The sequence below is a fragment of the Streptomyces sp. NPDC044044 genome, assembly GCF_056434405.1.
In genome coordinates this window covers 35,619-58,978 of sequence record NZ_JBWKFG010000004.1, presented here as the reverse complement: position 1 = coordinate 58,978, position 23,360 = coordinate 35,619, and the positions used below count along the sequence as shown (strand labels likewise).

The 23,360-nt window shown below is 71.6% G+C and carries 19 protein-coding genes and 1 pseudogene; 11 read left to right on the top strand and 9 right to left on the bottom strand.

Going from position 1 to position 23,360, the window contains the following annotated elements; all coding sequences use genetic code 11:
- Positions 1-43 precede the first annotated feature (43 nt).
- The 4 genes from lanKC (at position 44) to AC07AG_RS15990 (ending at position 6,852) form a co-directional block, all read left to right on the top strand.
- Positions 44-2,731 (top strand): class III lanthionine synthetase LanKC, encoded by a 2,688-nt coding sequence (gene lanKC, locus AC07AG_RS16005; RefSeq protein ID WP_478755691.1) that lies wholly within the window; start codon positions 44-46, stop codon positions 2,729-2,731.
- A gap of 45 nt (positions 2,732-2,776) precedes the next feature.
- Entirely contained in the window at positions 2,777-2,905 is a 129-nt protein-coding gene (locus AC07AG_RS16000; protein ID WP_249590181.1) for a SapB/AmfS family lanthipeptide, read from the top strand.
- 138 nt (positions 2,906-3,043) lie between these two features.
- Complete coding sequence (locus AC07AG_RS15995; RefSeq protein WP_478755689.1) at positions 3,044-4,777, top strand: ABC transporter ATP-binding protein; 1,734 nt, start codon at positions 3,044-3,046, stop codon at positions 4,775-4,777.
- Positions 4,774-6,852, top strand: a complete 2,079-nt coding sequence (locus AC07AG_RS15990) for an ABC transporter ATP-binding protein (RefSeq protein ID WP_478755687.1) — start codon at positions 4,774-4,776, stop codon at positions 6,850-6,852. Before AC07AG_RS15995 ends, AC07AG_RS15990 begins: the two co-directional genes overlap by 4 nt.
- On the opposite strand, the pseudogene AC07AG_RS15985 reads toward AC07AG_RS15990, so the two are convergent.
- Positions 6,778-7,020, bottom strand: a pseudogene (locus AC07AG_RS15985) (LuxR C-terminal-related transcriptional regulator); the annotation flags it as partial. The gene AC07AG_RS15990 and the pseudogene AC07AG_RS15985 overlap by 75 nt on opposite strands.
- A 544-nt stretch (positions 7,021-7,564) precedes the next feature.
- Positions 7,565-8,200, bottom strand: a complete 636-nt coding sequence (locus tag AC07AG_RS15980; RefSeq protein ID WP_478755686.1) for a TetR family transcriptional regulator — start codon at positions 8,198-8,200, stop codon at positions 7,565-7,567.
- A gap of 221 nt (positions 8,201-8,421) precedes the next feature.
- On the opposite strand from AC07AG_RS15980, the gene AC07AG_RS15975 reads away from it, so the two are divergent.
- Genes AC07AG_RS15975 through AC07AG_RS15965 form a run of 3 tightly spaced genes read left to right on the top strand, consistent with a single transcriptional unit; the run spans position 8,422 to position 11,617 of the window.
- The gene (locus AC07AG_RS15975) at positions 8,422-9,786 is read left to right on the top strand and encodes a glycosyltransferase family 4 protein (RefSeq protein WP_478755684.1); all 1,365 of its coding nucleotides are present in this window, start codon (positions 8,422-8,424) and stop codon (positions 9,784-9,786) included.
- Entirely contained in the window at positions 9,786-10,529 is a 744-nt protein-coding gene (locus tag AC07AG_RS15970) for a class I SAM-dependent methyltransferase (RefSeq protein ID WP_361046074.1), read from the top strand. The genes AC07AG_RS15975 and AC07AG_RS15970 overlap by 1 nt, the downstream gene beginning before the upstream one ends.
- Positions 10,526-11,617, top strand: a complete 1,092-nt coding sequence (locus AC07AG_RS15965; RefSeq protein ID WP_478755682.1) for a prenyltransferase/squalene oxidase repeat-containing protein — start codon at positions 10,526-10,528, stop codon at positions 11,615-11,617. The genes AC07AG_RS15970 and AC07AG_RS15965 overlap by 4 nt, the downstream gene beginning before the upstream one ends.
- Here AC07AG_RS15965 and AC07AG_RS15960 read toward each other — a convergent pair.
- Positions 11,611-11,901 carry a hypothetical protein gene (locus AC07AG_RS15960; protein WP_478755680.1) on the bottom strand — a complete coding sequence of 97 codons (291 nt, stop codon included), beginning with the start codon at positions 11,899-11,901 and terminating at the stop codon, positions 11,611-11,613. The two genes, AC07AG_RS15965 and AC07AG_RS15960, sit on opposite strands and share 7 nt — an antisense overlap.
- Before the next feature lie 118 nt (positions 11,902-12,019).
- On the opposite strand from AC07AG_RS15960, the gene AC07AG_RS15955 reads away from it, so the two are divergent.
- On the top strand, positions 12,020-12,565 hold the full coding sequence (locus AC07AG_RS15955) for a hypothetical protein (RefSeq protein WP_478756285.1): 546 nt from the start codon (positions 12,020-12,022) through the stop codon (positions 12,563-12,565).
- A gap of 99 nt (positions 12,566-12,664) precedes the next feature.
- Here the strand turns inward: AC07AG_RS15955 and AC07AG_RS15950 are convergent, their stop codons facing one another.
- The 5 genes from AC07AG_RS15950 to AC07AG_RS15930 all read right to left on the bottom strand — a co-directional run bounded on the left by AC07AG_RS15950 (position 12,665) and on the right by AC07AG_RS15930 (position 16,911).
- Complete coding sequence (locus AC07AG_RS15950; RefSeq protein WP_478755678.1) at positions 12,665-13,675, bottom strand: LLM class F420-dependent oxidoreductase; 1,011 nt, start codon at positions 13,673-13,675, stop codon at positions 12,665-12,667.
- Between the two features lie 117 nt (positions 13,676-13,792).
- Entirely contained in the window at positions 13,793-14,656 is an 864-nt protein-coding gene (locus AC07AG_RS15945; protein WP_478755676.1) for a hypothetical protein, read from the bottom strand.
- Positions 14,657-14,826: 170 nt separating this feature from the next.
- Complete coding sequence (locus AC07AG_RS15940; RefSeq protein WP_478755674.1) at positions 14,827-15,852, bottom strand: N-acetylmuramoyl-L-alanine amidase; 1,026 nt, start codon at positions 15,850-15,852, stop codon at positions 14,827-14,829.
- Positions 15,853-15,943: 91 nt separating this feature from the next.
- A complete protein-coding gene (locus tag AC07AG_RS15935) occupies positions 15,944-16,210 on the bottom strand; it encodes a hypothetical protein (RefSeq protein ID WP_478755672.1) in 267 nt (88 codons plus the stop codon).
- Positions 16,211-16,254: 44 nt separating this feature from the next.
- On the bottom strand, positions 16,255-16,911 hold the full coding sequence (locus AC07AG_RS15930; RefSeq protein ID WP_478755670.1) for a class I SAM-dependent methyltransferase: 657 nt from the start codon (positions 16,909-16,911) through the stop codon (positions 16,255-16,257).
- Between the two features lie 127 nt (positions 16,912-17,038).
- Here AC07AG_RS15930 and AC07AG_RS15925 point away from each other — a divergent pair, with 127 nt between their 5' ends.
- The gene (locus AC07AG_RS15925) at positions 17,039-17,683 is read left to right on the top strand and encodes a CatB-related O-acetyltransferase (RefSeq protein WP_478755668.1); all 645 of its coding nucleotides are present in this window, start codon (positions 17,039-17,041) and stop codon (positions 17,681-17,683) included.
- A 148-nt stretch (positions 17,684-17,831) separates the two neighbouring features.
- On the opposite strand, the gene AC07AG_RS15920 is transcribed toward AC07AG_RS15925, so the two are convergent.
- Positions 17,832-19,565, bottom strand: a complete 1,734-nt coding sequence (locus AC07AG_RS15920) for an MFS transporter (protein WP_478755666.1) — start codon at positions 19,563-19,565, stop codon at positions 17,832-17,834.
- Between the two features lie 286 nt (positions 19,566-19,851).
- Between AC07AG_RS15920 and AC07AG_RS15915 the strand changes: the two genes are divergently transcribed.
- Together AC07AG_RS15915 and AC07AG_RS15910 are read left to right on the top strand one after the other, a co-directional pair.
- Positions 19,852-22,035, top strand: a complete 2,184-nt coding sequence (locus AC07AG_RS15915; RefSeq protein WP_478755664.1) for an acyl-CoA dehydrogenase — start codon at positions 19,852-19,854, stop codon at positions 22,033-22,035.
- 41 nt (positions 22,036-22,076) lie between these two features.
- Positions 22,077-23,267, top strand: coding sequence for a lipid-transfer protein (locus tag AC07AG_RS15910; RefSeq protein ID WP_478755663.1), 1,191 nt, complete (start codon positions 22,077-22,079; stop codon positions 23,265-23,267).
- Positions 23,268-23,360 lie beyond the last annotated feature (93 nt).

Below are 23,360 nucleotides of genomic sequence, written 5' to 3'. Positions count from 1 at the left end.
GGCCTGGAACTGTCTGTCCCAGACGACATGGGGAGGGGACGCCGTGGACAAGCGGTACGAGGTCTACTGTCTGGCCGACAGGTTCTTCTACGAGACTCCGGACCGCTTGTCCGTGGGCACCGCCGCCGCTGCCCCGTTCACGACGGCGGAGCGCGCCGTCCCGGACGGCTGGCGCTCGGTGCGTGCGGGGGACTGGCTCTCGATCGTCCCGGTCGACGCCGACGGGGAGGCGCGCCCCGCCCCTCAGCAGGGCTGGAAGGTCCACGCCTCCGCGACCCTGGGCAACGCCGACCGCATCGGCGCGATCATCTGGGACTACTGCGTGGAGCGCTCCGTCCCCTTCAAGTTCGTGCCCGCCGCCCACCTCCTGCACCTGCGCAACAGCAAGTACGCGGGTCGCGACAACAGCGGCAAGTTCGCCACGATCTACCCGGCCGACGAGGAGCAACTGCGCACTGTCCTGAATGAGTTGGGCAAGCTGCTCGAAGGTTTCGAGGGTCCCTACATCCTGACCGACCTGCGCTGGGAACAGGGACCGCTCTACGTCAGGTACGGGGCCTTCACGCGGCGCATGTGCGACAACGGCAAGGGCACGCTCGTGCCCGCCATCGAGGACGCCCGGGGCGTGCTCGTGCCCGACTCCCGCGACCCGGCCTTCCGGGTGCCCGAGTGGGTGACGCTGCCCGCGTTCCTCGAACCCCAGCTGGCCGCCCGCAACACGACGACCGTCGGCGACCTGCCGTACCGCATCGAGAAGGCCCTGCACTTCTCCAACGGCGGCGGCGTCTACGCGGGAACCGATACCCGCGACGGCCGCAAGGTCGTCCTGAAGGAAGGCCGGCCGCACGCGGGCCTCGCCGCCGACGGAGCCGATGCCGTCGCCCGGCTCGAACGCGAGAAGACCGCCCTCGACAAGCTGTCGGGCCTCGGTGTCGCTCCCGAGGTCCGCGACTGGTTCCTGCTCGGCGACCACCGCTTCCTGGTCATGGACTTCATCGAGGGCACCACCCTCAACTCCTTCTTCGCCCACCGGCATCCGCTCCTGGTCAGCAGGCCCGACCCCAAGGACATCGCCGACTACACGGCCTGGGCGCTGGGCATGCACCGCCGCGTCGAGGAGGCCGTCGCCGCGGTGCACGAGCGCGGTGTCGTCTTCAACGACCTCCACCTCTTCAACATCATGGTCGCGCCCGACGAACAGACCGTGGCCCTCCTCGACTTCGAGGCGGCGGGATCCGTGGGCGACTCGGGGCGCCAGGTCATGGCGCACCCCGGATTCGTCGCACCGCCGGACCGCAGCGGCACAGGCGTCGATCGCTACGCCCTGGCGTGCCTGCGGCTGGCGCTCTTCCTGCCGGTCACCTCGCTGCTCGCCGTCGACCGGGGCAAGGCCGCGCATCTGGCCCAGATGATCGCCGTCGAATTCCCGGACGTGCCCGCGGAGTTCCTGGCCGACGCGGTGGCGGAGATCGAGCGCGCCGGCACCGATGAGCAGGCGCCGGTCCTCGACGCGGGAGCGCCGACGGACCTGGACGGGGGAGGTCTGAAGCGGAGCGGGACCGGCGCCACCAAGGCGGCGAGCATGTCCACGGTGTTCGTCGACCCGGCCGACTGGCCCTACAGCCGCGACTCGATGGTCAAGGCGATCCTCGCCTCGGCCACCCCGGAGCGCGACGACCGCCTCTTCCCCGGCGACATCGCCCAGTTCGCCGACGGCGGCGGGCTCGGCCTCGCGCACGGCGCGGCCGGAGTGCTCCTCGCCCTCGACGAGAGCGGCGCCGAGCGCTACGAAGAGGGCGAGCGCTGGCTCCTGAAGCACACCGGGCGCATCCGCCCCGGCACCCCGCTGGGGCTGCACGACGGCCTCGCGGGCGTCGCCCACGTACTCGGCAGGCTCGGGCACCGCGACCGTGCCCTTGACCTGATGGAGCTCGTCCTTCAGGAGAACTGGCAGCGGCTCTCCTCCGACCTCCAGGGTGGCCTCGCCGGACTCGGCCTCGCCCTCGACGCTCTCGCCGACACCACCGGCGAGGAGGGGCTCGCCCAACACGCGCTCAAGGCAGCGGAGTTGCTCGGTGAGCGGCTCGCCGTCGAAAGCCCTCCTGGCGGGCGGCCGCGGGCCGGGCTGCTGCACGGGGCCACCGGCCCCGCACTCCTCTTCCTGCGGCTCCACGAGCGAAACGGCGACCCCGCGCTCCTCGACCTCGCGGCACGGGCCCTGCGCGCGGATCTGGCCCGGTGCGTGGCGCGCCCGGACGGCAGCCTCGGCGTGGACGAGGGGTGGCGCACGATGCCGTACCTCGGCGACGGCAGCGTCGGCATCGGGATGGTCATCGACGACTACCTCGCGCACCGGGACGACGCCGAGTTCGAGGCGGCACGGCCCGGCATCCTGGCCGCCGCGCGCTCACGCTTCTGCGTGCAGCCGGGCCTCTACCAGGGGCGGGCCGGACTCCTGCTCCACCTCAACCGGACCACCGCGCCGGGCGTCGAGCCCGAGGACATCGCCGAGCAGATCGCGGCGCTCGGCTGGTTCTCCATGTCGTACGAGGGCCAACTCGCCTTCCCCGGCAATCAGATGATGCGCCTCTCCATGGACCTGAACACCGGCACGGCGGGCGCTCTTGTCGCCCTGTCGGCCGCGCTCGGTGACGGCGAAGCGCACATCCCCTTCCTGCCGCCGCCCCGGCGGCAGCCCCAGAGCCGGCCCCGCCACGCAGCGGGGTCGTGACACCACCCATAAGGACAACTACGTCCCCAAATGAGAGGGAAGATCATGGCGCTTCTCGACCTGCAGAGCATGGAGTCCGACGAGATGACCGGTGGCGGCGGCGGTGGCGGCGGCCAGAGCACGGCCAGCCTGCTGCTGTGCTGGAGCGAGGTCAGCCTGGTCATCTGTCTGTGACGCGCTTGCGCGCATAGCGGTACGGCATCGGACGGCCCGGGCGGCGCCTCTTGAGGGGCCCGCCCGGGTCCGCCGGCGTCGGCCGCCCCGTCATGGACATCCGGCCACGGACACGAGGACTGCGAGGACCCGGACCGCATGGCGACCACCACCCACCGTCTCCGTCCTCCGCCACCCGCATCCGACGCGGGCCTGCTGCGCGCGGCGACCCGCTACAGCGCCGCCCGCTGCACGGCCCTGGTGCTGTGCGCCGCCGGTGGCGCGGGAGGGAGCCTGCTCCTGCCGCTCGCGATAGGCCGCGCCCTGGACGCCGTCCTGACCGGCCACGCGACCGGCCAAGGCGGGGGCGGCGCCACCCGCTGGATCCTCGCCTGCGCGGGGCTCATCGGTGCGATGGCCCTGCTCGACGCCCTCGACGGCGTCCTCACCGGGACCACCAACGCCCGCACCACGGCCTGGCTGCGCGGTCACCTGGTGCGCCATGTGCTCGCCGTCGGCCCGCGCACCACCGCGCGCTTCGCCCACGGCGACCTGGTGGCACGCCTCATCGACAACGCGGCACACGCGGGCATCGCGCCCGCCACGTTCGCCGCGCTCCTCTCCGCCCTGGCCGTGCCCGTCGGTGCCGTGGCGGCCCTCGCCCTGATCAACGGCTGGCTCGCCGTGGCGTTCATCGCCGGGGTCCCCGTACTCGTCCTGCTCCTGTGGGCGTTCACCCGTGCCACCTCCGACTGCGTGGCGAGCTACCAGCGGGTCCAGGGCGACATCGCGGGCCGCCTTTCCGAGGCGATCGGAGGCGTCCGCACCATCGCGGCCGCGCACACCGAGGACAAGGAAGCGGCACGCGTCCTCGCGGAGCTGCCCGAACTCTCCCGGCACGGCCACCGGATGTGGCGGGTCCAGGGCCGCTCCCAGGCCCAGGCCGTCGCGGTCGCGCCGCTCCTGCAGCTCGCGGTCATCGCGGTGGCCGGACACCAGCTGCTCCGACACCACATCACCGTGGGGGACTTGCTGGCCGCCTCGCGGTACGCGGTGCTCGCCACCGGCATCGGCATGCTCGTCGGACAACTGGGGGGCATCGCGCGGGCGAGGACGGCGGCACACCGTCTCGGCGAGATCCTCGCGGAACCGGCGACCTCGTACGGGACGAACGAACTTCCCACAGGCGATGGCCTGTTGGAGCTGCGCGGCATCAAGGTGGCCCGCGGCGGGCGCACCGTGCTCGACGGCGTCGATCTGACGGTGCCCGCGGGCGGCACGCTCGCCGTGGTCGGGCGCTCCGGCGCGGGCAAGTCGCTCCTCGCGTCCGTCGCGGGCCGGCTCGCCGACCCCGACGAAGGGGACGTACGCCTCGACGGCGTCCCCCTGCGTTCGCTCAGCCGCGAGGAGCTGCGCCGGGAGGTCGGCTACGCCTTCGAACGGCCCGCGCTGCTCGGCGCCACCCTGGAGGACACGATCGGCTTCGGGGCCCCGCGCCCGGCACCGCCCCGCATCCGCGAGGCCGCCCGCGCCGCCCATGCCGACCCCTTCATCACCCGCCTCCCCGACGGCTACGCCACGCCCTGCGGGCAGGCGCCGCTGTCCGGAGGCGAGGCCCAACGCCTCGGCCTTGCACGGGCGTTCGCGCGGGGAGGGCGGATCCTGATCCTGGACGACGCGATGTCAAGCCTGGACACGGTGACGGAACACCACATAGCCGAGGCCGTGCTCCACCACACCCCGCACCGCAGCCGCCTGATCATCGCCCACCGCGCGGCGACGGCGGCCCGCGCCGACGTGGTGGCGTGGCTGCACGACGGCCGGATCCGGGCGGTGGGTACGCACGCGGAGCTGTGGGAGCGGCCGGAGTACCGGGAGGTGTTCGGCGCGTGAGGCGTGACAGGCGCGTGGCGCCGGTGAGGCGCGGGCAGCCGTCCCCGGCCCCGCAGGGCACCTACTACCGAGGCGTCCGCTTCCTGTGGCGCAGGTGGCCGGTGGTGCTGCGGCTCGCGCTCTGGTCCGTCCTGGAGACCGGGCAGACCTTCCTCACCGGGTACGCCCTCGCGCGCGCCCTGGACGACGGATTCCTCGCGGGGCGTGAGGCGGTCGGCCTCGGGTGGCTCGGCGCGGCCGGGCTCGGCGTGGTCGTGGCCGCGTACGGCACGGGCCGCGTGTACCGCGCCGTCGCCGACCTGGTGGAGCCGCTGCGGGACACCCTGGTGCGGCAGGTCGTCGGCCGGGGGCTGCGGGACGCGGACGGGGCCGCCGTGTCCCGGCTGACCCAACAGGTGGAGATCGCCAGGGACACGTTCGCGGGCCTGGTCCTCGTCTCCCGTTCCTTCGTCTTCACCGCGGCGGGCGCGCTGATCGGCCTGTTCTCGCTGGCGCCGCTCCTGCTCCTGGTGGTCGCGCCGCCGCTCCTGGCCGGTGTCGCCCTGTTCGTGGTGAGCCTGCGCCCGCTGGCCCGGAGGCAGGACAGGTTCCTCGTCGCCGACGAGGGCATCGCGGCTCAACTGGGCGCGGTATCCCCGGGGTTGCGGGACGTCGCGGCCGCGGGCGCGGAGCAGGACGTGGCCGAGGACCTGGACCGGGGTGTCGCCACGGAGTACGCGGCGGCCCGTGCCCTCGCCCGCTGGGGCGTCCTGCGTACGGCCGCCCTCGCGACCGGCGGCCAGCTCCCGCTCGTCCTGCTCCTGGTCACGGCCCCCTGGCTCCTGAACCGCGGGGTGACGCCGGGCGCCCTGGTGGGGGCGATCGCCTACGTCACCCAGGCGCTGCTCCCGGCCCTGCACAACCTGATCCACGGCCTGGGCGCGAGCGGCTCCCGCCTGGCGATCGTCCTGCGCCGCCTGACGTGGACCCCGGGGGCGGCGGAGCCCGAGCCGGGCGACGAGGCCGCGGACGAGCCGGGCGGGCAGGCGACGAACGAGCCGGGCGAGCAGGCGGCGGAAGAAGCGCCCGTTCCCGACGGGGAACCCGCCCTCCAGCTCTCCTCCGTCACCTTCGCCTACGGCCCCCTCGCCGAGCCCGTCGTACGGGATCTGTCGCTCACCGTCCCCCGGGGCGGCCACCTGGCGGTGGTCGGACCCAGCGGGATCGGGAAGTCGACGCTCGCCGGGCTCGTGGCGGGGCTCTTCGAGCCCGGGGATGGTGCCGTCCGCGTGGGCGGGCGGTCCGTGCGGGGGCAAGAGGCCGTCGGGCGGCGGGTGTTGATCCCGCAGGAGGCCTACGTCTTCAGCGGGACCGTGCGGGAGAACCTGGAGTATCTGCGGGCGGACGCCGTCGGGGACGCGGAGTTGCTGGCCGCCGCGCGGGCGGTCGGGCTCGGTGGCGTGATCGAGCGGCTCGGCGGGCTCGGCGCCAGGGTCGACCCCGCCGCGCTCTCCGCGGGCGAGCGTCAGCTCATCGCGCTGACCCGCGCCTACGTCTCGTACGCGCCCCTCGCCCTGCTCGACGAGGCCACCTGCCACCTCGACCCGGTGGCGGAGGCCCGCGCCGAGCGGGCGTTCGCGGCGCGGCCCGGGGGCACCCTCGTGGTGATCGCCCACCGCATCAGCTCGGCCCGCCGCGCCGACCGGATCCTGGTGATGGACGGGACGCACACCCTGTGCGGCAGCCACGAGGAGCTGCTCGAGAGCTCCCCGCTCTACCGTGAGCTCTCCGGCAACTGGGGCCCGGTGAACGAGACGTCTCCCAACGAGACGTCTCCCAACGGGACGTCTCCCAACGGGACTTCACCCAACGGGGCGTCTCCCAAGGGGGCTTCACCCAACGGGACTTCGTCCGACGGAGGGCCACGCAACGGGACGTCACACCCAGCCCTCCCCGCGCGAGATCCGTATGGCGTCGATCCTGTTGCGGGCCCCGGTCTTGCGGGTGATGGCGGCCATGTAGTTGCGCACCGTCCCGTTGGTCAGATGCAGACGGTGCGCGATCTCGGCGACGGGCGCACCGCCGGCGGCGAGTGAGAGCACCAGTAACTCCCGGTGGGTCAGCGGCATCTGAGCCGCCTTCAGGAAGCCGAACCCCAGCGACTCGTCCACGAACCGCTGTCCGCCCGCCACCTGCCTGATGCCGGTGAGCAGCCGGTCCGGCGGGCTCGCCTTGTCCACATAGCCCAGGGCGCCCGCCTCCATGCAGCGCCGGAGCAGCCCTGGCCGGTGCCCGGAGACCAGGACCAGGAGCGGGCTGCCGAGCCCGCCGGTCACCGGATGGGACTGCTCCCCGAACTCGGCGGCCGGATAGGTCGTGTCGCCGTCGGGGTCGACCACGCAGACGTCGGGACGCACCGCGCCGGTGCTGTCGCGGGCGCTGTGCCATGGTGCATGGAACACCTCCAGGTCCGGCTCACGGGCGAGGCGTTCCGCCAGAGCCGACCGCAGCAGACAGGCGTCGTGCACGAGAAGTACCCGGATCACGTTTCGCTCCTCCAGGTCCCCGTATTTTTCGGGCCCAGTCGCTTCATTCAGCACGTAGACCATTCATACGGCGCCGACCGCTGATTCGGACGCGGAGAACTGGCCAAGCGGGACCAGGAGAGGCTCAGGGGCGCAATTGCCAGGCGGGTGTGCGCCCCCTGTGCACCGATTGAGGGGTTGCGAGCGGCGAGATCCCCGGCAATCTGCGACGGGCTGTGAGTGACGTACGGCGAGTGACGGGCCGCGAGCGACGGACGACGCGCTACGAGGGCTCGGGAGTCGTCAGGTCGATCAGGCGGCACACCATCTCGATGTCGATCTTGACCTGTGCGATCGAGGCCCGGCCCGAGAGCCAGGTGATCAGCGCGGAGTGCCAGGTGTGCTCGATGACCCGGACCGCGGAGAGCTGCTCGGGGGTCGGCGCGTCCTCCAGGCCCATCGCGTCCAGGATGATCGCCGTGGTCAGCCGCGAGACCGTGTCCACCTCGGGGCTCACGGAGCGGTCGGCGAAGGTCAGGGCCCTGACCATGGCGTCCGCCAGATGCGGCTCGCGCTGCAGGGCACGGAAGGCCCGCATCAGCGTCTCGGCGCACCGCTCGGCGGGCGTCTCACCGGCGGGCGGACGCTTACGGATCGTCGTGTGCATGTGCTGCAGCTGGTCCTGCATGGTGGCGACCAGGAGATGCACCTTGGAGGGGAAGTAGCGGTACAGCGTGCCGAGGGCGACGCTGGAGGACTCGGCGACCTCGCGCATCTGCACCGCGTCGAACCCGCCCCTGCTCGCGAGTTGGGCGCTTGCGTGCAGGATGCGGCGCCGGCGCGCCTCCTGCCGTTCGGTCAGGGGCGGCGACGCCGGGTCAGCTGCCGCGACTTCCGCTGCCTTGGCTTCCGCTGTCATATGTCCCGTTGTTCCGTCGTGCGGGTCCGGTCATGTGGTGGGCCAGCATGGCAGGGCACCCGTCGTGGCGCGAATCACCTGATCCGGGCCTTACAGCGCGGCTACCTGCCGGTAGATTCAAAGCTCGTTCAGCGATCATTCAGCGATCAAGTCTGAAACTTGTTCTAGATTACCGTCCCGGCGTAACCTCGCGGACAACCGCAGGGAGAAGGGGGCCGAGAGTGACCGCTGAGGCCATGGAGGCGGGCCCCCGGACGGGGTCGGACGCCGATGGTGACCGTCCGTTGCGCATCGCTCTCCTCACGTACAAGGGAAACCCGTTCTGCGGGGGACAGGGCGTCTACGTACGTCATCTCTCACGCGAGCTGGCCCGCCTGGGCCACAGCGTCGAAGTGATCGGCGCACAGCCCTACCCCGTCCTGGACGAGGGTCTCGAAGGCCTCAAGCTCACCGAGCTCCCGAGCCTCGACCTCTACCGCTCGCCCGACCCCTTCCGTACGCCCCGGCGTGACGAGTACCGCGACTGGGTCGACGCGCTCGAAGTGGCGACGATGTGGACCGGCGGCTTCCCCGAGCCCGCGACGTTCAGCCTGCGCGCCCGGCGCCATCTGCGGGCCAGGCGGGGCGAGTTCGACGTCGTGCACGACAACCAGACCCTTGGCTACGGCCTGTTGGGCGACCTCGGCGCGCCGCTGGTCTCGACGATCCACCACCCCATCACCGTGGACCGCCGGTTGGACCTGGAGGCGGCCCCCAGCTGGCGCCGCCGCATGTCCGTGCGCCGCTGGTACGCGTTCACCCGCATGCAAAAGCGCGTGGCCCGCCGTCTGCCCTCCGTGCTCACCGTCTCCGGCACGTCGCGCCAGGAGATCATCGACCACCTCGGCGTACGCGACGACCGCATCAACGTCGTGCACATCGGCGCCGACACCGACCTCTTCTCGCCGGATCCCGCGATCCCCGAGGTGCCGGGCCGGATCGTCACGACGTCCAGCGCCGACGTCCCGCTCAAGGGCCTCATCCACCTCGTCGAGGCGCTGGCCAAGGTCCGCGCCGAGAACCCCGCTGCTCATCTCGTCGTCGTCGGCAAGCGTGCCGAGGACGGGCCGGTGGCGCAGGCGATCGAGAAGTACGGCCTCGCCGACGCCATCGAGTTCGTCAAGGGCATCACCGACGCGGAGCTCGTGGACCTCGTCCGCTCCGCCGAGGTCGCCTGCGTCCCTTCGCTCTACGAGGGCTTCTCGCTCCCCGCGGCCGAGGCGATGGCGACGGGTACGCCGCTGCTCGCGACGACCGGCGGCGCGATCCCGGAGGTCGCGGGCCCGGACGGCGAGACCTGCCTCGCCGTGCCGCCTGCCGACCCCGGCGCGCTCGCCGCGGGCCTGAGCAGGCTGCTCGGCGACCGCGAGCTGCGGGCCCGCCTCGGCGCGGCGGGACGCGAGCGCGTGCTCGCCAAATTCACCTGGGCCCGCGCCGCCCAGGGCACCGCAGAGCTGTACCGCGCGGCGATCGCCGGAAAAAACGCGGCCCCGCAATCCGGCCGCCCCCCGGCCACCACCCCGACGTACTCCGGGAGCCATCGCTGATGCTGACCGTCGACTTCACCCGCTTCCCGCTCGCCGCGGGCGACCGCGTCCTGGACCTGGGCTGCGGCGCGGGCCGGCACGCCTTCGAGTGTTACCGGCGGGGGGCCCAGGTGGTGGCCCTCGACCAGAACGCCGAGGAGATCCGCGAGGTCGCCAAGTGGTTCGCCGCGATGAAGGAGGCGGGCGAGGCACCGGCGGGCGCGACCGCCACCGCGATGGAGGGCGACGCGCTCAACCTGCCGTTCCCCGACGCCTCGTTCGACGTCGTGATCATCTCCGAGGTGATGGAGCACATCCCCGACGACAAGGGTGTGCTCGCCGAGATGGTCCGCGTCCTGAAGCCGGGCGGCCGCATCGCGGTCACCGTCCCGCGCTACGGCCCGGAGAAGATCTGCTGGGCCCTTTCGGACGCCTATCACGAGGTCGAGGGCGGCCACATCCGCATCTACAAGGCGGACGAACTCCTCGGCAGGATGCGGGAAGCGGGCCTGAAGCCGTACGGCACGCACCACGCGCACGCCCTGCACGCGCCGTACTGGTGGCTGAAGTGCGCGTTCGGCGTGGACAACGACAAGGCGCTGCCGGTCAGGGCGTACCACAAGCTCCTGGTCTGGGACATCATGAAGAAACCGCTGGCCACGAAGGTGGCGGAACAGCTGCTCAACCCGGTCGTGGGCAAGAGTTTCGTGGCGTACGCGACGAAGCCGCATCTGCCGAAGACCGACGCGAAGACCGAAGCGTGACGAGCCCGGAGCGGACGGAACACCTGGTCCTGCCGGGCGTTCTGACGGCCGATCAGGCGAATCGCACGGTCCGCGGAATCCTGGCCGTCCAGCGCGAGGACGGCGCGATCCCGTGGTTCCGCGGCCACCATCTCGACCCCTGGGACCACACCGAGGCCGCCATGGCCCTGGACGCGGCGGGCGAGCACGCGGCGGCGGCCCGCGCCTACGACTGGCTGGCACGGCACCAGAACCCGGACGGATCCTGGTACGCGGCGTACGCCGACGGGGATCCGCACGACGTGACGGACCGGGGCCGCGAGACCAACTTCTGCGCGTACATCGCCGTGGGCGTCTGGCACCACTACCTCTCGACCGGCGACGACACCTTCCTGGACCGCCTGTGGCCGACGGTGGTGGCGGCGGTGGAGTTCGTCCTGGCGCTGCAGCAGCCGGGCGGCCAGATCGGCTGGAAGCGCGAGCCGGACGGGACGCCGGTCAACGAGGCGCTCCTGACGGGCAGTTCATCGATCCACCAGGCGCTGCGCTGCGCCCTGGCGATCGCCGAGCAGCGCGAGGAACCGCAGCCGGACTGGGAGCTGTCGACGGGCGCGCTGGCCCATGCGATACGCAGCCATCCCGAGCGCTTCCTGGACAAGGACCGCTACTCGATGGACTGGTACTACCCGGTGCTCGGCGGCGCGCTGACGGGCGCGGAGGCCAAGTCCCGCATGGAGGACGGCTGGGACCGCTTCGTGGTGCCTGACCTCGGCGTGCGCTGCGTCATCCCCAACAACTGGGTGACGGGCGGCGAGAGCGCCGAACTGGCCCTGGCGCTCTGGGTCCTGGGGGAGTCCGACCGAGCCCTGGAGATCCTCCAGTCGATCCAGCACCTGCGCGACCCGGAGTCGGGCCTCTACTGGACGGGCTACGTCTTCGACGACGAGGCGGTCTGGCCCGAGGAACTGACGACGTGGACGGCGGGTTCGCTGCTGCTCGCGGTGGCGGCACTCGGCGGCGACGAGGCCACCTGCGCGGTGTTCTCGGGAGAACGCCTGCCGGTGGGCCTCGCGCCGGAGTGCTGCGGGACGGCTGCGGGGGGTCAGTAGCGCCGGAGGCGTCCGGCGATGGCGTGGCCCACGAAGACGTAGACCAGGGCCGCCAGGCCGTAGCCACAGACGACGCGTGCCCATGCCTCGTCGAACGTGAACAGGTCGTGGGACCAGCCGGCCAGCCAGCGGGCCACGTCGTGAATGAACTGGACGAGGTCGTTGGCGCGGTTCGCGTCCAACAGGTACATGAGGATCCACAGGCCGAGGATGATGGCCATCACGTCAGCGACGATGACTATGACCCTCGCTGCTGTACTGCCACGTGCGCTTCTGGTCGCCATGGCTTCCGTGTACCTGGTTGAGCCTGGCTGAAACCCGTACGGGCTCGTCCAGGTGGCGGGGCGCGCCGTGCGGGGTGAGGCTGCCGGGAGAGCTGTCCACCCCGGGAGGTCCCTCGTGTTGCTCTCCGCCGCGGCCGTACGCCGGTCCCTCGTCGCCCCTGTGCTGTGCGGGGCCCTGCTCGCGGGGCTGACGGGGTGCGGCGGTGACGACGCCGACGCGGCGTCCGCGCCGTCGTCCTCCAGCTCCGCGGAGAAGCAGAAGTTCGCCAAGACGCGGTTCGTGGCGAACGCGGGGATCGCGGCCGGGGCGACCTACCAGTGGATCGTGAAGCCCTTCCGCGCGGGGAAGTTCAAGAAGGGCGCCGACGGGCGGAAGTTCGCCCTGATCAAGGCCGGGCTCGCGGGAACGCTCGCCTACAACCGCCTGAAGGCGGCCACGAAGAACGCTCAGGGCGACCCGACGCTGGCCAAGGCGGTGGCTCCGCTGACCGCCGGGATCGACGCGCTGAAGGACCTCCCCTCGAAGCTCCGCAAGGGGGACTCGACGGACTCGGTCGTGAACTCCTTCGACGACGTCATCAACTCGGTGAAGGACGCGGGCAAGAGTGCGGGCGCGGAGGTCAAGGACAAGGTGCCGTCGGCGGGGGAGCTGGCGAAGGGCTGAGCCTGGCTCCGGAGCCTCGGGCACCGTCAATCACCGGCTCCGCCGAGTTCGTCCTCGAAGGCCGGGCGGGCTGGAACTAGCCAGCCCGGATCGCCCTCCCTATCCGTTCAACTCCGCCAGCACCCGCAACGTCTGGGCGTCCGGGGCCAACACGAGCAGATCCGTCACGGGACCCTTGCGCCACAACTCAAGCCGCTCCGCGATCCGTTCCCGAGGCCCCACCAGTGAGATCTCATCGGCGAACTGGTCCGGCACGGCCAGGACGGCCTCCTCCCGGCGCCCCGCCAGAAACAGCTCCTGGATCCGCCGCGCCTCCTCCTCGAACCCCATCCGCGCCATCAGATCCGCATGAAAGTTTCGCGCGGAGTGCCCCATTCCGCCGATATAGAACCCCAGCATCGCCTTGACCGGAAGCAAGCCCTCCGCCACGTCGTCGCAGATCTTCGCCCGCGCCATGGGTGCGACGATGAATCCGTCCGGCGCATCCGCCAGCGACGCCTCGTACACATCGGACCGCATCGGCGACCAGTACAGCGGCAGCCACCCGTCCGCGATCCGCGCTGTCTGCGCGATGTTCTTCGGCCCCTCCGCGCCCAGAAGCACCGGCAGGTCCGCCCGCAGCGGATGCGTGATCGGCTTCAGGGGCTTGCCCAGACCGCTCCCGTCGTCCCCCCGGTACGGGTGCGAGTGGAAGCGGCCGTCCAGGGCCACCGGCCCCTCGCGCCGCAGCACTTGGCGGATCACGTCGACGTACTCCCGCGTGGCGGTCAGCGGTGACTTGGGGAACGCCCGCCCGTACCACCCCTCCACCACCTGCGGCCCGGACAGCCCGAGCCCCAGCATCATCCGCCCGCCGGACAGGTGGTCCAGGGTCAGCGCGTGCATCGCGGTCGTCACCGGCGAGCGCGCCGCCATCTGCACGACCGCCGTGCCCAGCTTGATCCGTGAGGTCTGCGCCGCGATCCAGGTGAGCGGAGTGAAGGCGTCGGAGCCCCATGCCTCCGCCGTCCACACGGAGTCGTATCCGAGCCGCTCGGCCTCCTGGGCGAGTGCCACGTGCCCGGGGTCGGGGCCGCGCCCCCAGTAGCCGAGTGCGAGTCCCAGGCGCATGCGCAACCCCTCGATCCGTTCTGACGCCCCGTCAGTTCAGTGCAGGGTGGCGACTGTACGACAACGGCCCCCCGCCCGGAAGGGCGAGGGGCCGCGAGGTGCGTCATGCGTCGGAGATCAGCCTCGCTGGATCCCCGTGGTGTCCTGCAGCACGCCACGACGGCCGTCCTGCGTCTGGGCCACCAGGCCGGGGCCACGCTGCTCGACCGCCAAGTACCAGGTGCCGGGCGCCAGTTCGGCGATCGGCGTCGGCGAACCGTCCTCCGCGTACAGCGGACGCGGCACCGGCACGGCGAACCAGAACGGTGAGAAGTCACCGGTGGCCTGCGCCTGTCCGGGAGGCGGCGTCTGCTGCCCCGGCTGCGGCTGACCCGGCTGGGCGCCGTAGGGCTGACCCTGCTGGGGCTGACCGGGCTGGGCGCCGTACGGCTGCGGCTGGCCCTGCGCACCGGGGTACCCGTACCCACCCTGCGGCTGGCCGCCGTAGGGCTGGGGGGCGGCGGGGCGCGGGGCGCCCATGAGGGGCGCCTTCAGGGCCGGGACCAGCGCGGTCGCAACCGCCGCGGCGGCCAGAATCAGGGCGGCGATCAGGCCGAGGATGAGGCCGATACCGGCCTCGGGACCGCCGGAGCCGCCGCCCAGGCTGCTGTCGAAGAAGAAGCCGTAGGACTGGTCGGCGTCGAAGATCGCACCGAGCGAGCTCCAAGCGGCGGCAATGGTGAAGGCGACACCGAGCTGACCGAGGTCGAGGCCCGCGACCTTGCGCGGCTGCGGGAGCGAACGGCCCACGACGATGAGCGCGGCACCGATGATCCCGAGCAGGTACACGCTCAGCAGCAGGTTGCCGTTCTCCCAGGCGTTGGGAAGCTTGTCGCTGTCGCCGCCGTCGGCGTCAAGGGTGTCGAGGAACGATGCGATGAAGAGCAACACCGCTGCCCCGATCACCACGCCGTCGCCTCGAGTGAGAGAGCGGATATTCACTTCAGGTCCTTCGTAAGTCGTCTCGTCGGTGGAGGCGTCGCTCGCCCCAGGTCGCGGCGCAAAGCGCGGGGATGGCCCCCCATCGTACGGAGGACATTATCGTTCACACGGGTGGGGTGTCTGCTCGGGATAAAGACGTACCGACCCGTTATCCCCGGCCGACCAACCCGTTATCCGCGCAGAAAGCTCACGATTCCGTCAGAGATCCCCTGTGCCGCCTTCTGCCGCCAGGCGCCGCTGGTGACCAACGCCTCGTCCTTCGTGTCCCGCATGTTGCCGCACTCGATGAAGACCTTGGGGACGGTGGAGAGGTTGAGGCCGCCCAGATCCTTGCGTACGTCGAGTCCCGTGCCGTCACCGATGTAGTTGGACGGGGCGCTGCCCGTCGCGCTCAGGAACTTGCCCGCGATGCGCTCGCCCAAGTCGCGCGACGGGACGACGATCTTGGAGGTGTCCGCACTGCCTGACTTCACCGACGCGGGCAGGATCACGTGGAAGCCGCGGTTGCCCGCCGCCGAGCCGTCCGCGTGCACGGAGACGACGGCGTCCGCGTGGGCGTTGTTGCCGATGCGGGCGCGCTCGTCGACGCAGGGGCCCCAGGGGCGGTCGCCGTCCTGGGTGAACTTGACCGTGGCGCCCTGCTTCTCCAGCAGCGTGCGCAGGCGGCGCGAGACGTCGAGGGTGAACTGGGCCTCGCTGTAACCGTTGTTGGTGGAGGTGCCGGTGGTGTCGCACTCCTTGCGGTGCGTGCCGACGTTCACCAGGCGGTTGATCTCGGCCGTGTGCTTGCCGTTGCCCAGGTTGTGGCCGGGGTCGACGACGACGACCTTGCCCTTGAGGGGCCCGGAGGCGGCGGGGCGGCTCGACGACTTCGGCGGCTTCGTCGTGCTCGGCTTGCTGTCGGCTTCCTCTCCCTTGCCCTTGTCGTCCTTGTCGTCCTTGTCGTCCTTGCCGTCCTTGCCGTCCTTCTCGGGCCTCGAGGGGGACGGCGCGGCGGACGCCGAGCCCTGCGCGGACTGGCTCGTGGAGGGGAGCGTTCTCGGGGGCTCGCTCCCCCCGGGACCGCTCGTCGCCTCGTAAATGAGCCACCCCGCAAGGCACGTCGGCACCAACGCGGCGAGCGTCACGGTGAGGGGGCCGCCGCTGAAACGGCGGGGCGGGCGAGGGGGCTGGCTGTCCGGGCCTACGTACGACACGACAGCCACCTTACGGGCCGTTCATGTACGCCGCAGGGTCCCTGGGGGTGGATCGCGGACGCCGGGCGGCGCGAGACGGCCGCGCGAGACGTCAGCCGGGTGAGCCGATACGGCCGCGCACCACGTTCGTGCTGGTGATGGCACCCGCCATCCAGAAGCATGCCCCCGGGACGGCGACCTGGGCCGGTGCGCCGAGGAGCAGGGCAAGTGCGCAGACGACCGCGAAGGTGATGACGCCGCAGGCCATCGACGCCGTGTCACGCCAGGCAGGTGTCACCGGTCTGCCCATCAACATCATGAGGACCGCGGACAGGAGCACAACCAGGGCTCCGCTGTAGATGAGCCATGCGCTGCTCAACGCCGTTCTCCGCTCGTGTAGCCGTTGTCGTGGGTGATGCGAGGTCAGATACCCGGTCCCGTTCGCCGCAGGACGCGCAGCGAGTCGGTTGCCGAGATCTCGGTGAACGCGCCGGACTCCAGTGCCCTGAGGTAGACGCGGTACGGGGCCTGGCCCGTCATGATGTCGGCGGGGTCGGGGAAGACGTCGTGGATCAGGAGCAGGCCGCCTTCGGCGATGTGCGGCGCCCAGCCCTCGTAGTCGCCCGTGGCGTGCTCGTCCGTGTGGCCGCCGTCGATGAAGACGAGACCGAGCGGTCCGCCCCACGCCTTCGCGACCTGCGGCGAGCGCCCGACGATCGCGATCACGTGCTCCTCAAGGCCCGCGTGGTGCAGCGTGCGGCGGAAGGTCGGGAGGGTGTCCATCCGGCCGACCTCCGGGTCGACCGTCGCCGGGTCGTGGTACTCCCAGCCCGGCTGCTGCTCCTCGCTGCCGCGGTGGTGGTCCACGGTGATCGCGGTGACGCCTGCCTCGCGGGCGGCGTCGGCGAGCAGGATCGTGGAGCGGCCGCAGTACGTCCCGACCTCCAGGAGCGGGAGCCCCAGCGCCGCCGCGTCAGCCGCCGCCGCGTACAGGGCGAGGCCCTCACCGGCCGGCATGAAGCCCTTGGCCGCTTCGAAGGCGGCGAGAATTTCCGGCTTGGGCTGGGGGGCGGCCGTCATGGGTTTCTCCAGGTCGGAAAGGGGTGGGTTCGTTCTGCGGGCCGCCCTATGCTGCCGCATGGCCTGGCCGTTGACCGAGGCGGGGCCGTGAATGAGGACGTGAATGAGGAGTGGAAGGCGCTTGTCCATGCAACGTGTACCGGCCGATCCGACAGTGCTGCATCCCTTTCCGGACCAGCCTCGTGTCGTGCTTCTGAAGCCGCTGGTGAAGTCTCCGCTGATCGAGGTGGGGGAGTACTCGTACTACGACGATCCGGATGACGCGACGGCCTTCGAGACGCGGAATGTCCTCTACCACTACGGGCCCGAGAAGCTTCGTATCGGGAAGTTCTGTGCGTTCGGGACGGGGGTGCGGTTCATCATGAACGGTGCGAATCACCGGATGGACGGGCCCTCGACTTTCCCGTTCCCCATCATGGGCGGCTCATGGAGCGAGCACTTCGATCTGATCAGTGGGCTGCCGGGGCGGGGGGACACCGTTGTCGGCAACGATGTCTGGTTCGGGTACGGGGTGATGGTGATGCCCGGGGTGCGGATCGGGCACGGTGCCGTCATCGCTTCGGGGTCGGTCGTCGTGGACGACGTGCCCGACTACGGGGTGGTCGGGGGGAATCCGGCGAAGCTGATTCGTACGCGGTACAGCGAGGACGAGGTTGCGCGGCTGTTGGCCGTGGCCTGGTGGGACTGGCCCGCGGAGCATCTGACCGAGCATCTGCGGACGGTGATGTCCGGGACGATCGATGAGCTGGAGAAGGCCGCGCCGCGGGCCTAGCGGCAGCCTTGGCTGCCGTCATCACCGGCTCCGCCGAGTTCGTCCTCAAGCGCCGGACGGGCTGAAACACTCCGGCCGGGCTGGACAGTTCCAGCCCGGCCGGAGTTCGAGGCCATCTTGTTCGAGGCCCACTTGTAGGGGACCGCCCCTACGCCAGCACATCACTCCCACCCGGCAGCAGCAGATCCATCTCCACCGCCCGCTCGCCCCCGCGATACGCCGCCGCCGACGCGAGCGGCGCATGCCCGGAGGCCGTCGCGGCCAGGACGTACGAGCCGTCGCCGGGGACGGAGAGCGAGTAACGCCCGCCCTCGTCCGTGAGCGCCGCCCCCGCCTGCCGCCCCCGGCGGTCGATCAGCGTCACCTTCGCCCGTGCGACCGGCGCTCCGGAAGGGCTGAGGACCCGGCCGTGGAAACCGGCAAGGGCCTCCGTCGCGGCGCGCAGGTTCGCGTCCTCCTCGCTACTGGCCCGGAGCTGGGTCTTGACCGAGCGGCGGGCGGAGGGCAGGAACAGGGCGAAGACGAGGCCGAGGGCCACCGCGCCCGTGGCGATCAGGAACGACGTGCGGAAGCCCGTCATCGTGGGGATCGCGACACCGCCCACGTGGTCCGCCGTGTTGGCGAGGACCATGCCGATCACGGCGCTCGACACCGACGTACCGATCGAGCGCATCAACGTGTTGAGGCCGTTCGCCGCGCCCGTCTCCGAAGGGTCGACCGCGCCGATGATCAGCGCGGGGAGCGAGGAGTAGGCGAGGCCGATGCCCGCGCCGACGACGACCGCGATGATGATCGTCTGCCAGGCGGCGCTCATCAGGCCGAGGCCCGCGCCGTAGCCGATCGCGATGATCAGCATGCCGAGGATGAGGGTCACCTTCGGGCCGTACTTCGCCGACAGGCGGGCGTAGACCGGGGCCGTGAACATCATCGTCAGGCCCAGCGGCGCCACGCACAGGCCCGCGACGACCATGGACTGGCCCAGGCCGTAGCCGGTGGCGGTCGGCAGCTGGAGGAGCTGGGGCAGGACCAGGGAGATCGCGTAGAACGCGACGCCGACCATGATCGAGGCCAGGTTGGTGAAGAGGACCGCGGGGCGGGCCGTGGTGCGCAGGTCCACCAGCGGCGCCTTCAGGCGCAGCTCCATCACGCCCCACAGGACCAGGACGACCGCGGCGGCGGCGAACAGGCCAAGGGTCATGCCCGAGGTCCAGCCCCAGTCACTGCCCTTGGTGATGGGCAGGAGGAAGAGGACGAGGCCCGCGGAGAGACCGAGCGCGCCGGCCACGTCGAAGGTGCCCTGCGCCTTCACGGTGCTCTCGGGCACGAAGAGGACGGTCAGGAGCATCGATATGACGCCGAGGCCCGCCGCGCCGAAGAACAGGGCGTGCCAGTCGGCGTGCTGCGCGGTCAGTGCCGCGAGCGGCAGCGCGAGGCCGCCGCCGACGCCGATGGACGAGCTCATCAGGGCCATCGCGGAGCCGAGCTTCTCGCGGGGCAGCTCGTCGCGCATCAGGCCGATGCCGAGCGGGATGGCGCCCATCGCGAAGCCCTGGAGGGCGCGGCCGACGATCATCACGACGAGGTCGTCGGTGAAGCCGCAGATCAGGGATCCCACGACCATCACGGCCAGGCTCGTCAGGAGCATGCGGCGCTTGCCGTAGAGGTCGCCGAGGCGGCCCATGATCGGGGTCGACACGGCGCCCGCGAGCAGGGTCGCCGTCATGACCCAGGTGGCGTTCGACGGCGTGGTGCTCAGCAGCGTCGGCAGGTCCTTGATGACCGGCACCAGGAGCGTCTGCATCACCGCGACGACGATGCCGGCGAAGGCGAGTACGGGGACGACTCCGCGGGTGCCGCGTTGGTGGGTCGTCGACTGCGTCATTACGTGGGGCCTCCGGGGGCGGTGCAGGAGCTGGCAGGGGTACGTGGGATACGAACCTGTTTCCCGAGGCGACTATTCCGACGGATGTCGTACGAGGGGAAGTCTTGACCTGTTGTTAACCGGGCGCTTACGGGCGGCCGAGTGGGCGCCCGCGGTCGACGGTGAAGCCGGTGGTGCAGTCGACGGTGAAGCCGGTGGCGAAGCCGACCCGTATCTGACCTTCCGTCAGATTGGAACGTGTTCTAGTCTGTCGCCGTCCCGGAAGCTGCTACCGGCGAGGACGCGCATGGGCATCGGAATCACGCAGGAACAGCGGGAGTTGGCGTCGGCGGTGCGCGGCTGGATCGCCCGCGCCGTGCCGCCCGAGGAGATACGCAAACTGCTCGACGCCCCGCCCGGCGGTGGCGGCAGGCCCGCCCACTGGGACGGGCTCGCCGAGCAGGGCCTGCTCGCGGTGCACCTGCCCGAGGAGTGCGGCGGCGGTGGCGGCGACCTCGTGGACCTCGCCGTCGCCCTGGAGGAGGCCGGGCGGGCCGCGCTCCCGGGGCCCTACCTGGCGAGCTCCCTCGCCTCGGTCGTGCTGCACCGGGCCGGCGCCCGCGACCTCGCCGCCGAGCTGGCGTCCGGGGCGCGGATCGGCGCCGTCGCACTCGGCGCGGGCACGCTCACCGCGGTGTCCGTGGCGGACGGCTGCGTCCTCGACGGCACCGCGCCGCCCGTGCTCTCCGGGGCGGACGCCGACCTCCTGATCCTGGCCGCGGAGTCCGCGCGCGGAACCGTGTGGCTCGCCGTCGACGCGGCCGAGCTGACCGTGCGTACGCAGGAGGGCGCCGATCCGACGCGGCCCACCGCCGAGGTGACGGCGGACGGGGTCGAGGTCCCGGCCGGGCGCGTGCTCGACGTCGACGCGGCGCTCGTACGGGACCTGGCGTGCGCCGTGTTCGCCGCCGACGCGTGCGGCGTCGCGGCCTGGGCGCTCGGGACCGCCACCGAGTACGCCAAGGTGCGGGAGCAGTTCGGGCGGCCGATCGGGCAGTTCCAGGCGGTCAAGCACGGCTGCGCGGACATGCTGGTGCGCCTCGAACAGGCGCGGGCGCTCGCCTGGGACGCGGCGCGGGCGGCCGGTGAGCCCCCGGAGGTGCGGGGACTCGTCGCCGCGCTCGCCGCCGGTGGCGCGCTCGACGCCGCGTACTCCTGCGCCAAGGACGCCATCCAGTTCCTCGGCGGCATCGGTTTCACCTGGGAGCACGACGCGCATCTGTATCTGCGCAGGTCGCTGGTTGCCCGGCAGCTGCTCGGCGCCGGCGACGCGCACCGGCTGCGGGCGGTGCGGCTCGCGGAGGGAGGTGCGCGGCGCGAGCTGCGGATGGAGCTGCCCCGGGAGGCGGAGGCGTACCGGGAGCAGGCGCGCGAGGCCGTCGCGCAGGCCCGGGGGCTCGACCCGGCCGCCGCCCGCGAGGCGCTCGCGCCGACCGGATACGCGGCGCCACATCTGCCCGAGCCGTACGGGCTCGGCGCGGGCCCCGTCCAACAGCTCGCCGTACAGCAGGAGTTGGCGGCCGCCGGGGTGCGCGTCAGCGATCTCGGGATCGCCACCTGGGTGGTGCCCTCGCTCATCGCGTACGGGACGAGCGAGCAGCAGGAGCGGTTCCTGGCGCCGACGCTCAGGGGCGAGGTGCTGTGGTGCCAGCTGTTCAGCGAGCCCGGGGCGGGTTCGGACCTGGCGTCGCTGCGGACGAGGGCGGAACGGGTCGAGGGCGGCTGGCTGATCAACGGGCAGAAGGTGTGGACGAGCGCGGCGCAATGGGCCGACCACGGGATCCTGCTCGCCCGGACGGACCCCGAGGCCCCCAAGCACAAGGGTCTGACGTACTTCCTCATCGACATGAAGCGGGCCAAGGGCGTCGACATCCGCCCGCTGAAGGAGATCACCGGGGACTCCCTCTTCAACGAGGTCTACTTCGACGACGTTCTGCTGCCCGCCGACGCGGTCGTCGGCGAGGTGAACGACGGCTGGCGCGTCGCGCGCCACACGCTGGGCAACGAACGCGTCCACATGGCCGACCAGCTGACCTTCGACACCGGCCTTGAAGCGCTCATCGGGCGCGCCGGTGATCTCGACGGCGCGTACCGCGCGCGGATCGGCGCGCTCGCGGCCGAGGCGCACGCGCTCGCCTGCATCGGCCTGCGCACGACGATGCGGCAGGTCGCGGGCGCGGAGCCGGGGGCCGGAGCCTCCGTCCGCAAGCTCGTGCAGACCCCGCATCAGCAGAAGGTCGCCGAGCTCGCACTCGAACTGCTCGGCCCGGCGGGCGCGGTGCGCGAGGGCGCCGGGGAGCGCGCGCTGCACGGCTTCCTGATGTCGCGCTGCCTGACCATCGCGGGCGGGACCACGCAGGTGCAGCTGAACGTCGTCGCGGAGCGGCTCCTCGGCCTGCCGAGGGACCCGGAGCCCCGCCCCACCATCTGATTCATCCTGAGTCGTCCTGATTCGTCCGAAGGAGCTGGACAGTGAAGGCGTACATCGTCGGCGTCGGCATGACGAAGTTCGAGAAGCCCGAGACGCGGGACTGGCAGTACTGGGACATGGCGAAGGAGGCGGGCACCAAGGCCCTCGACGACGCCGGGATCTCGTACGAGCAGGTGGAGCAGGTCCCGGTCGGATTCTGCTTCCAGGCGTCCACGGCAGGACAGCGGGCCGTGTACGAACTGGGCCTGACCGGCGTCCCCGTCTACAACGTGAACAACAACTGCGCGACGGCGTCGACCGCCCTGATGATGGCGCGGCAGTTCGTCGAGGGCGGCATCAACGACTGCGTGCTCGCGCTGGGCTTCGAGAAGATGGCGCGCGGCGCGCTGGGCGGAGGGTCCGACGGCGGGGACTTCAAGACGTCTCCCGTCGCCCGGCACTACGGCGTGATGGCGGCACGCCACGGCTTCGAGATGACCCCGCCCACCGCCCAGATATTCGGCGACGCGGCGCGCGAGCACATGGAGCTGCACGGCACGACACCGGCGCAGCTCGCCGCGGTGGGCGCCAAGAACCACCGGCACTCGGTGAACAATCCGTACGCCCAGTTCCAGGACGAGTACACGGTCGACGAGATCCTCGCCGCCAAGACCATCCACAGCCCGCTCACCAAGCTGCAGTGCTCGCCGACGTCGGACGGTTCGGCGGCGGCGGTGGTGGTGTCGGAGCGCTTCGTGGAGCGGCACGGCCTCCAGGAGCGCGCCGTGGAGATCGCGGCGCAGGCGATGACGACGGACACCGGGGAGTCCTTCGACTCGGGCTCGTGCATCGACGTCGTGGGGCAGCCGATGTCGAGGGCGGCGGCGCGGCAGGTCTACGAGAAGTCGGGCCTGGGCATCGAGGACGTCGACGTCGTCGAGCTGCACGACTGCTTCTCCGTCAACGAACTCCTGACGTACGAGGCGCTCGGCATGTGCGCGGCGGGGGAGTCGGGAAAGCTCGTCGAGAGCGGGGCGACGACGTACGGCGGGCGCTGGGTGGTGAACCCGTCGGGCGGCCTGATCTCCAAGGGGCACCCGCTCGGCGCGACGGGAATCGCCCAAGTGGCGGAGATCACCTGGCAGTTGAGGGGCGAGGCGAAGGCGCGGCAGGTGGCGGGGGCGCGGGTGGGTCTCGCGCACAACATCGGTCTGGGAGGAGCTGCGGTGGTGACGCTGCTGCGGAAGGGATAGCCGGCGGAGGCCCGAAGTCCTAGGACCCGCGGCCGAGGACCTTTGCGTCGAAACCCCGATGCACAGGGAACGGAATCCCTGAGAACATTCCCG

Excerpts from the sequence above, each read along its gene's own strand:
- AC07AG_RS15920 (WP_478755666.1), bottom strand. The coding sequence starts at position 19,565 with ATGACGCAGTCGACGACCCACCAACGCGGCACCCGCGGAGTCGTCCCC.
- AC07AG_RS15995 (WP_478755689.1), top strand. The coding sequence starts at position 3,044 with ATGGCGACCACCACCCACCGTCTCCGTCCTCCGCCACCCGCATCCGAC.
- AC07AG_RS15960 (WP_478755680.1), bottom strand. The coding sequence starts at position 11,901 with ATGGCGACCAGAAGCGCACGTGGCAGTACAGCAGCGAGGGTCATAGTC.
- AC07AG_RS15970 (WP_361046074.1), top strand. The coding sequence starts at position 9,786 with ATGCTGACCGTCGACTTCACCCGCTTCCCGCTCGCCGCGGGCGACCGC.
- AC07AG_RS15980 (WP_478755686.1), bottom strand. The coding sequence starts at position 8,200 with ATGACAGCGGAAGCCAAGGCAGCGGAAGTCGCGGCAGCTGACCCGGCG.
- AC07AG_RS15925 (WP_478755668.1), top strand. The coding sequence starts at position 17,039 with ATGCAACGTGTACCGGCCGATCCGACAGTGCTGCATCCCTTTCCGGAC.
- AC07AG_RS15915 (WP_478755664.1), top strand. The coding sequence starts at position 19,852 with ATGGGCATCGGAATCACGCAGGAACAGCGGGAGTTGGCGTCGGCGGTG.
- AC07AG_RS15950 (WP_478755678.1), bottom strand. The coding sequence starts at position 13,675 with ATGCGCCTGGGACTCGCACTCGGCTACTGGGGGCGCGGCCCCGACCCC.
- AC07AG_RS15930 (WP_478755670.1), bottom strand. The coding sequence starts at position 16,911 with ATGACGGCCGCCCCCCAGCCCAAGCCGGAAATTCTCGCCGCCTTCGAA.
- AC07AG_RS16000 (WP_249590181.1), top strand. The coding sequence starts at position 2,777 with ATGGCGCTTCTCGACCTGCAGAGCATGGAGTCCGACGAGATGACCGGT.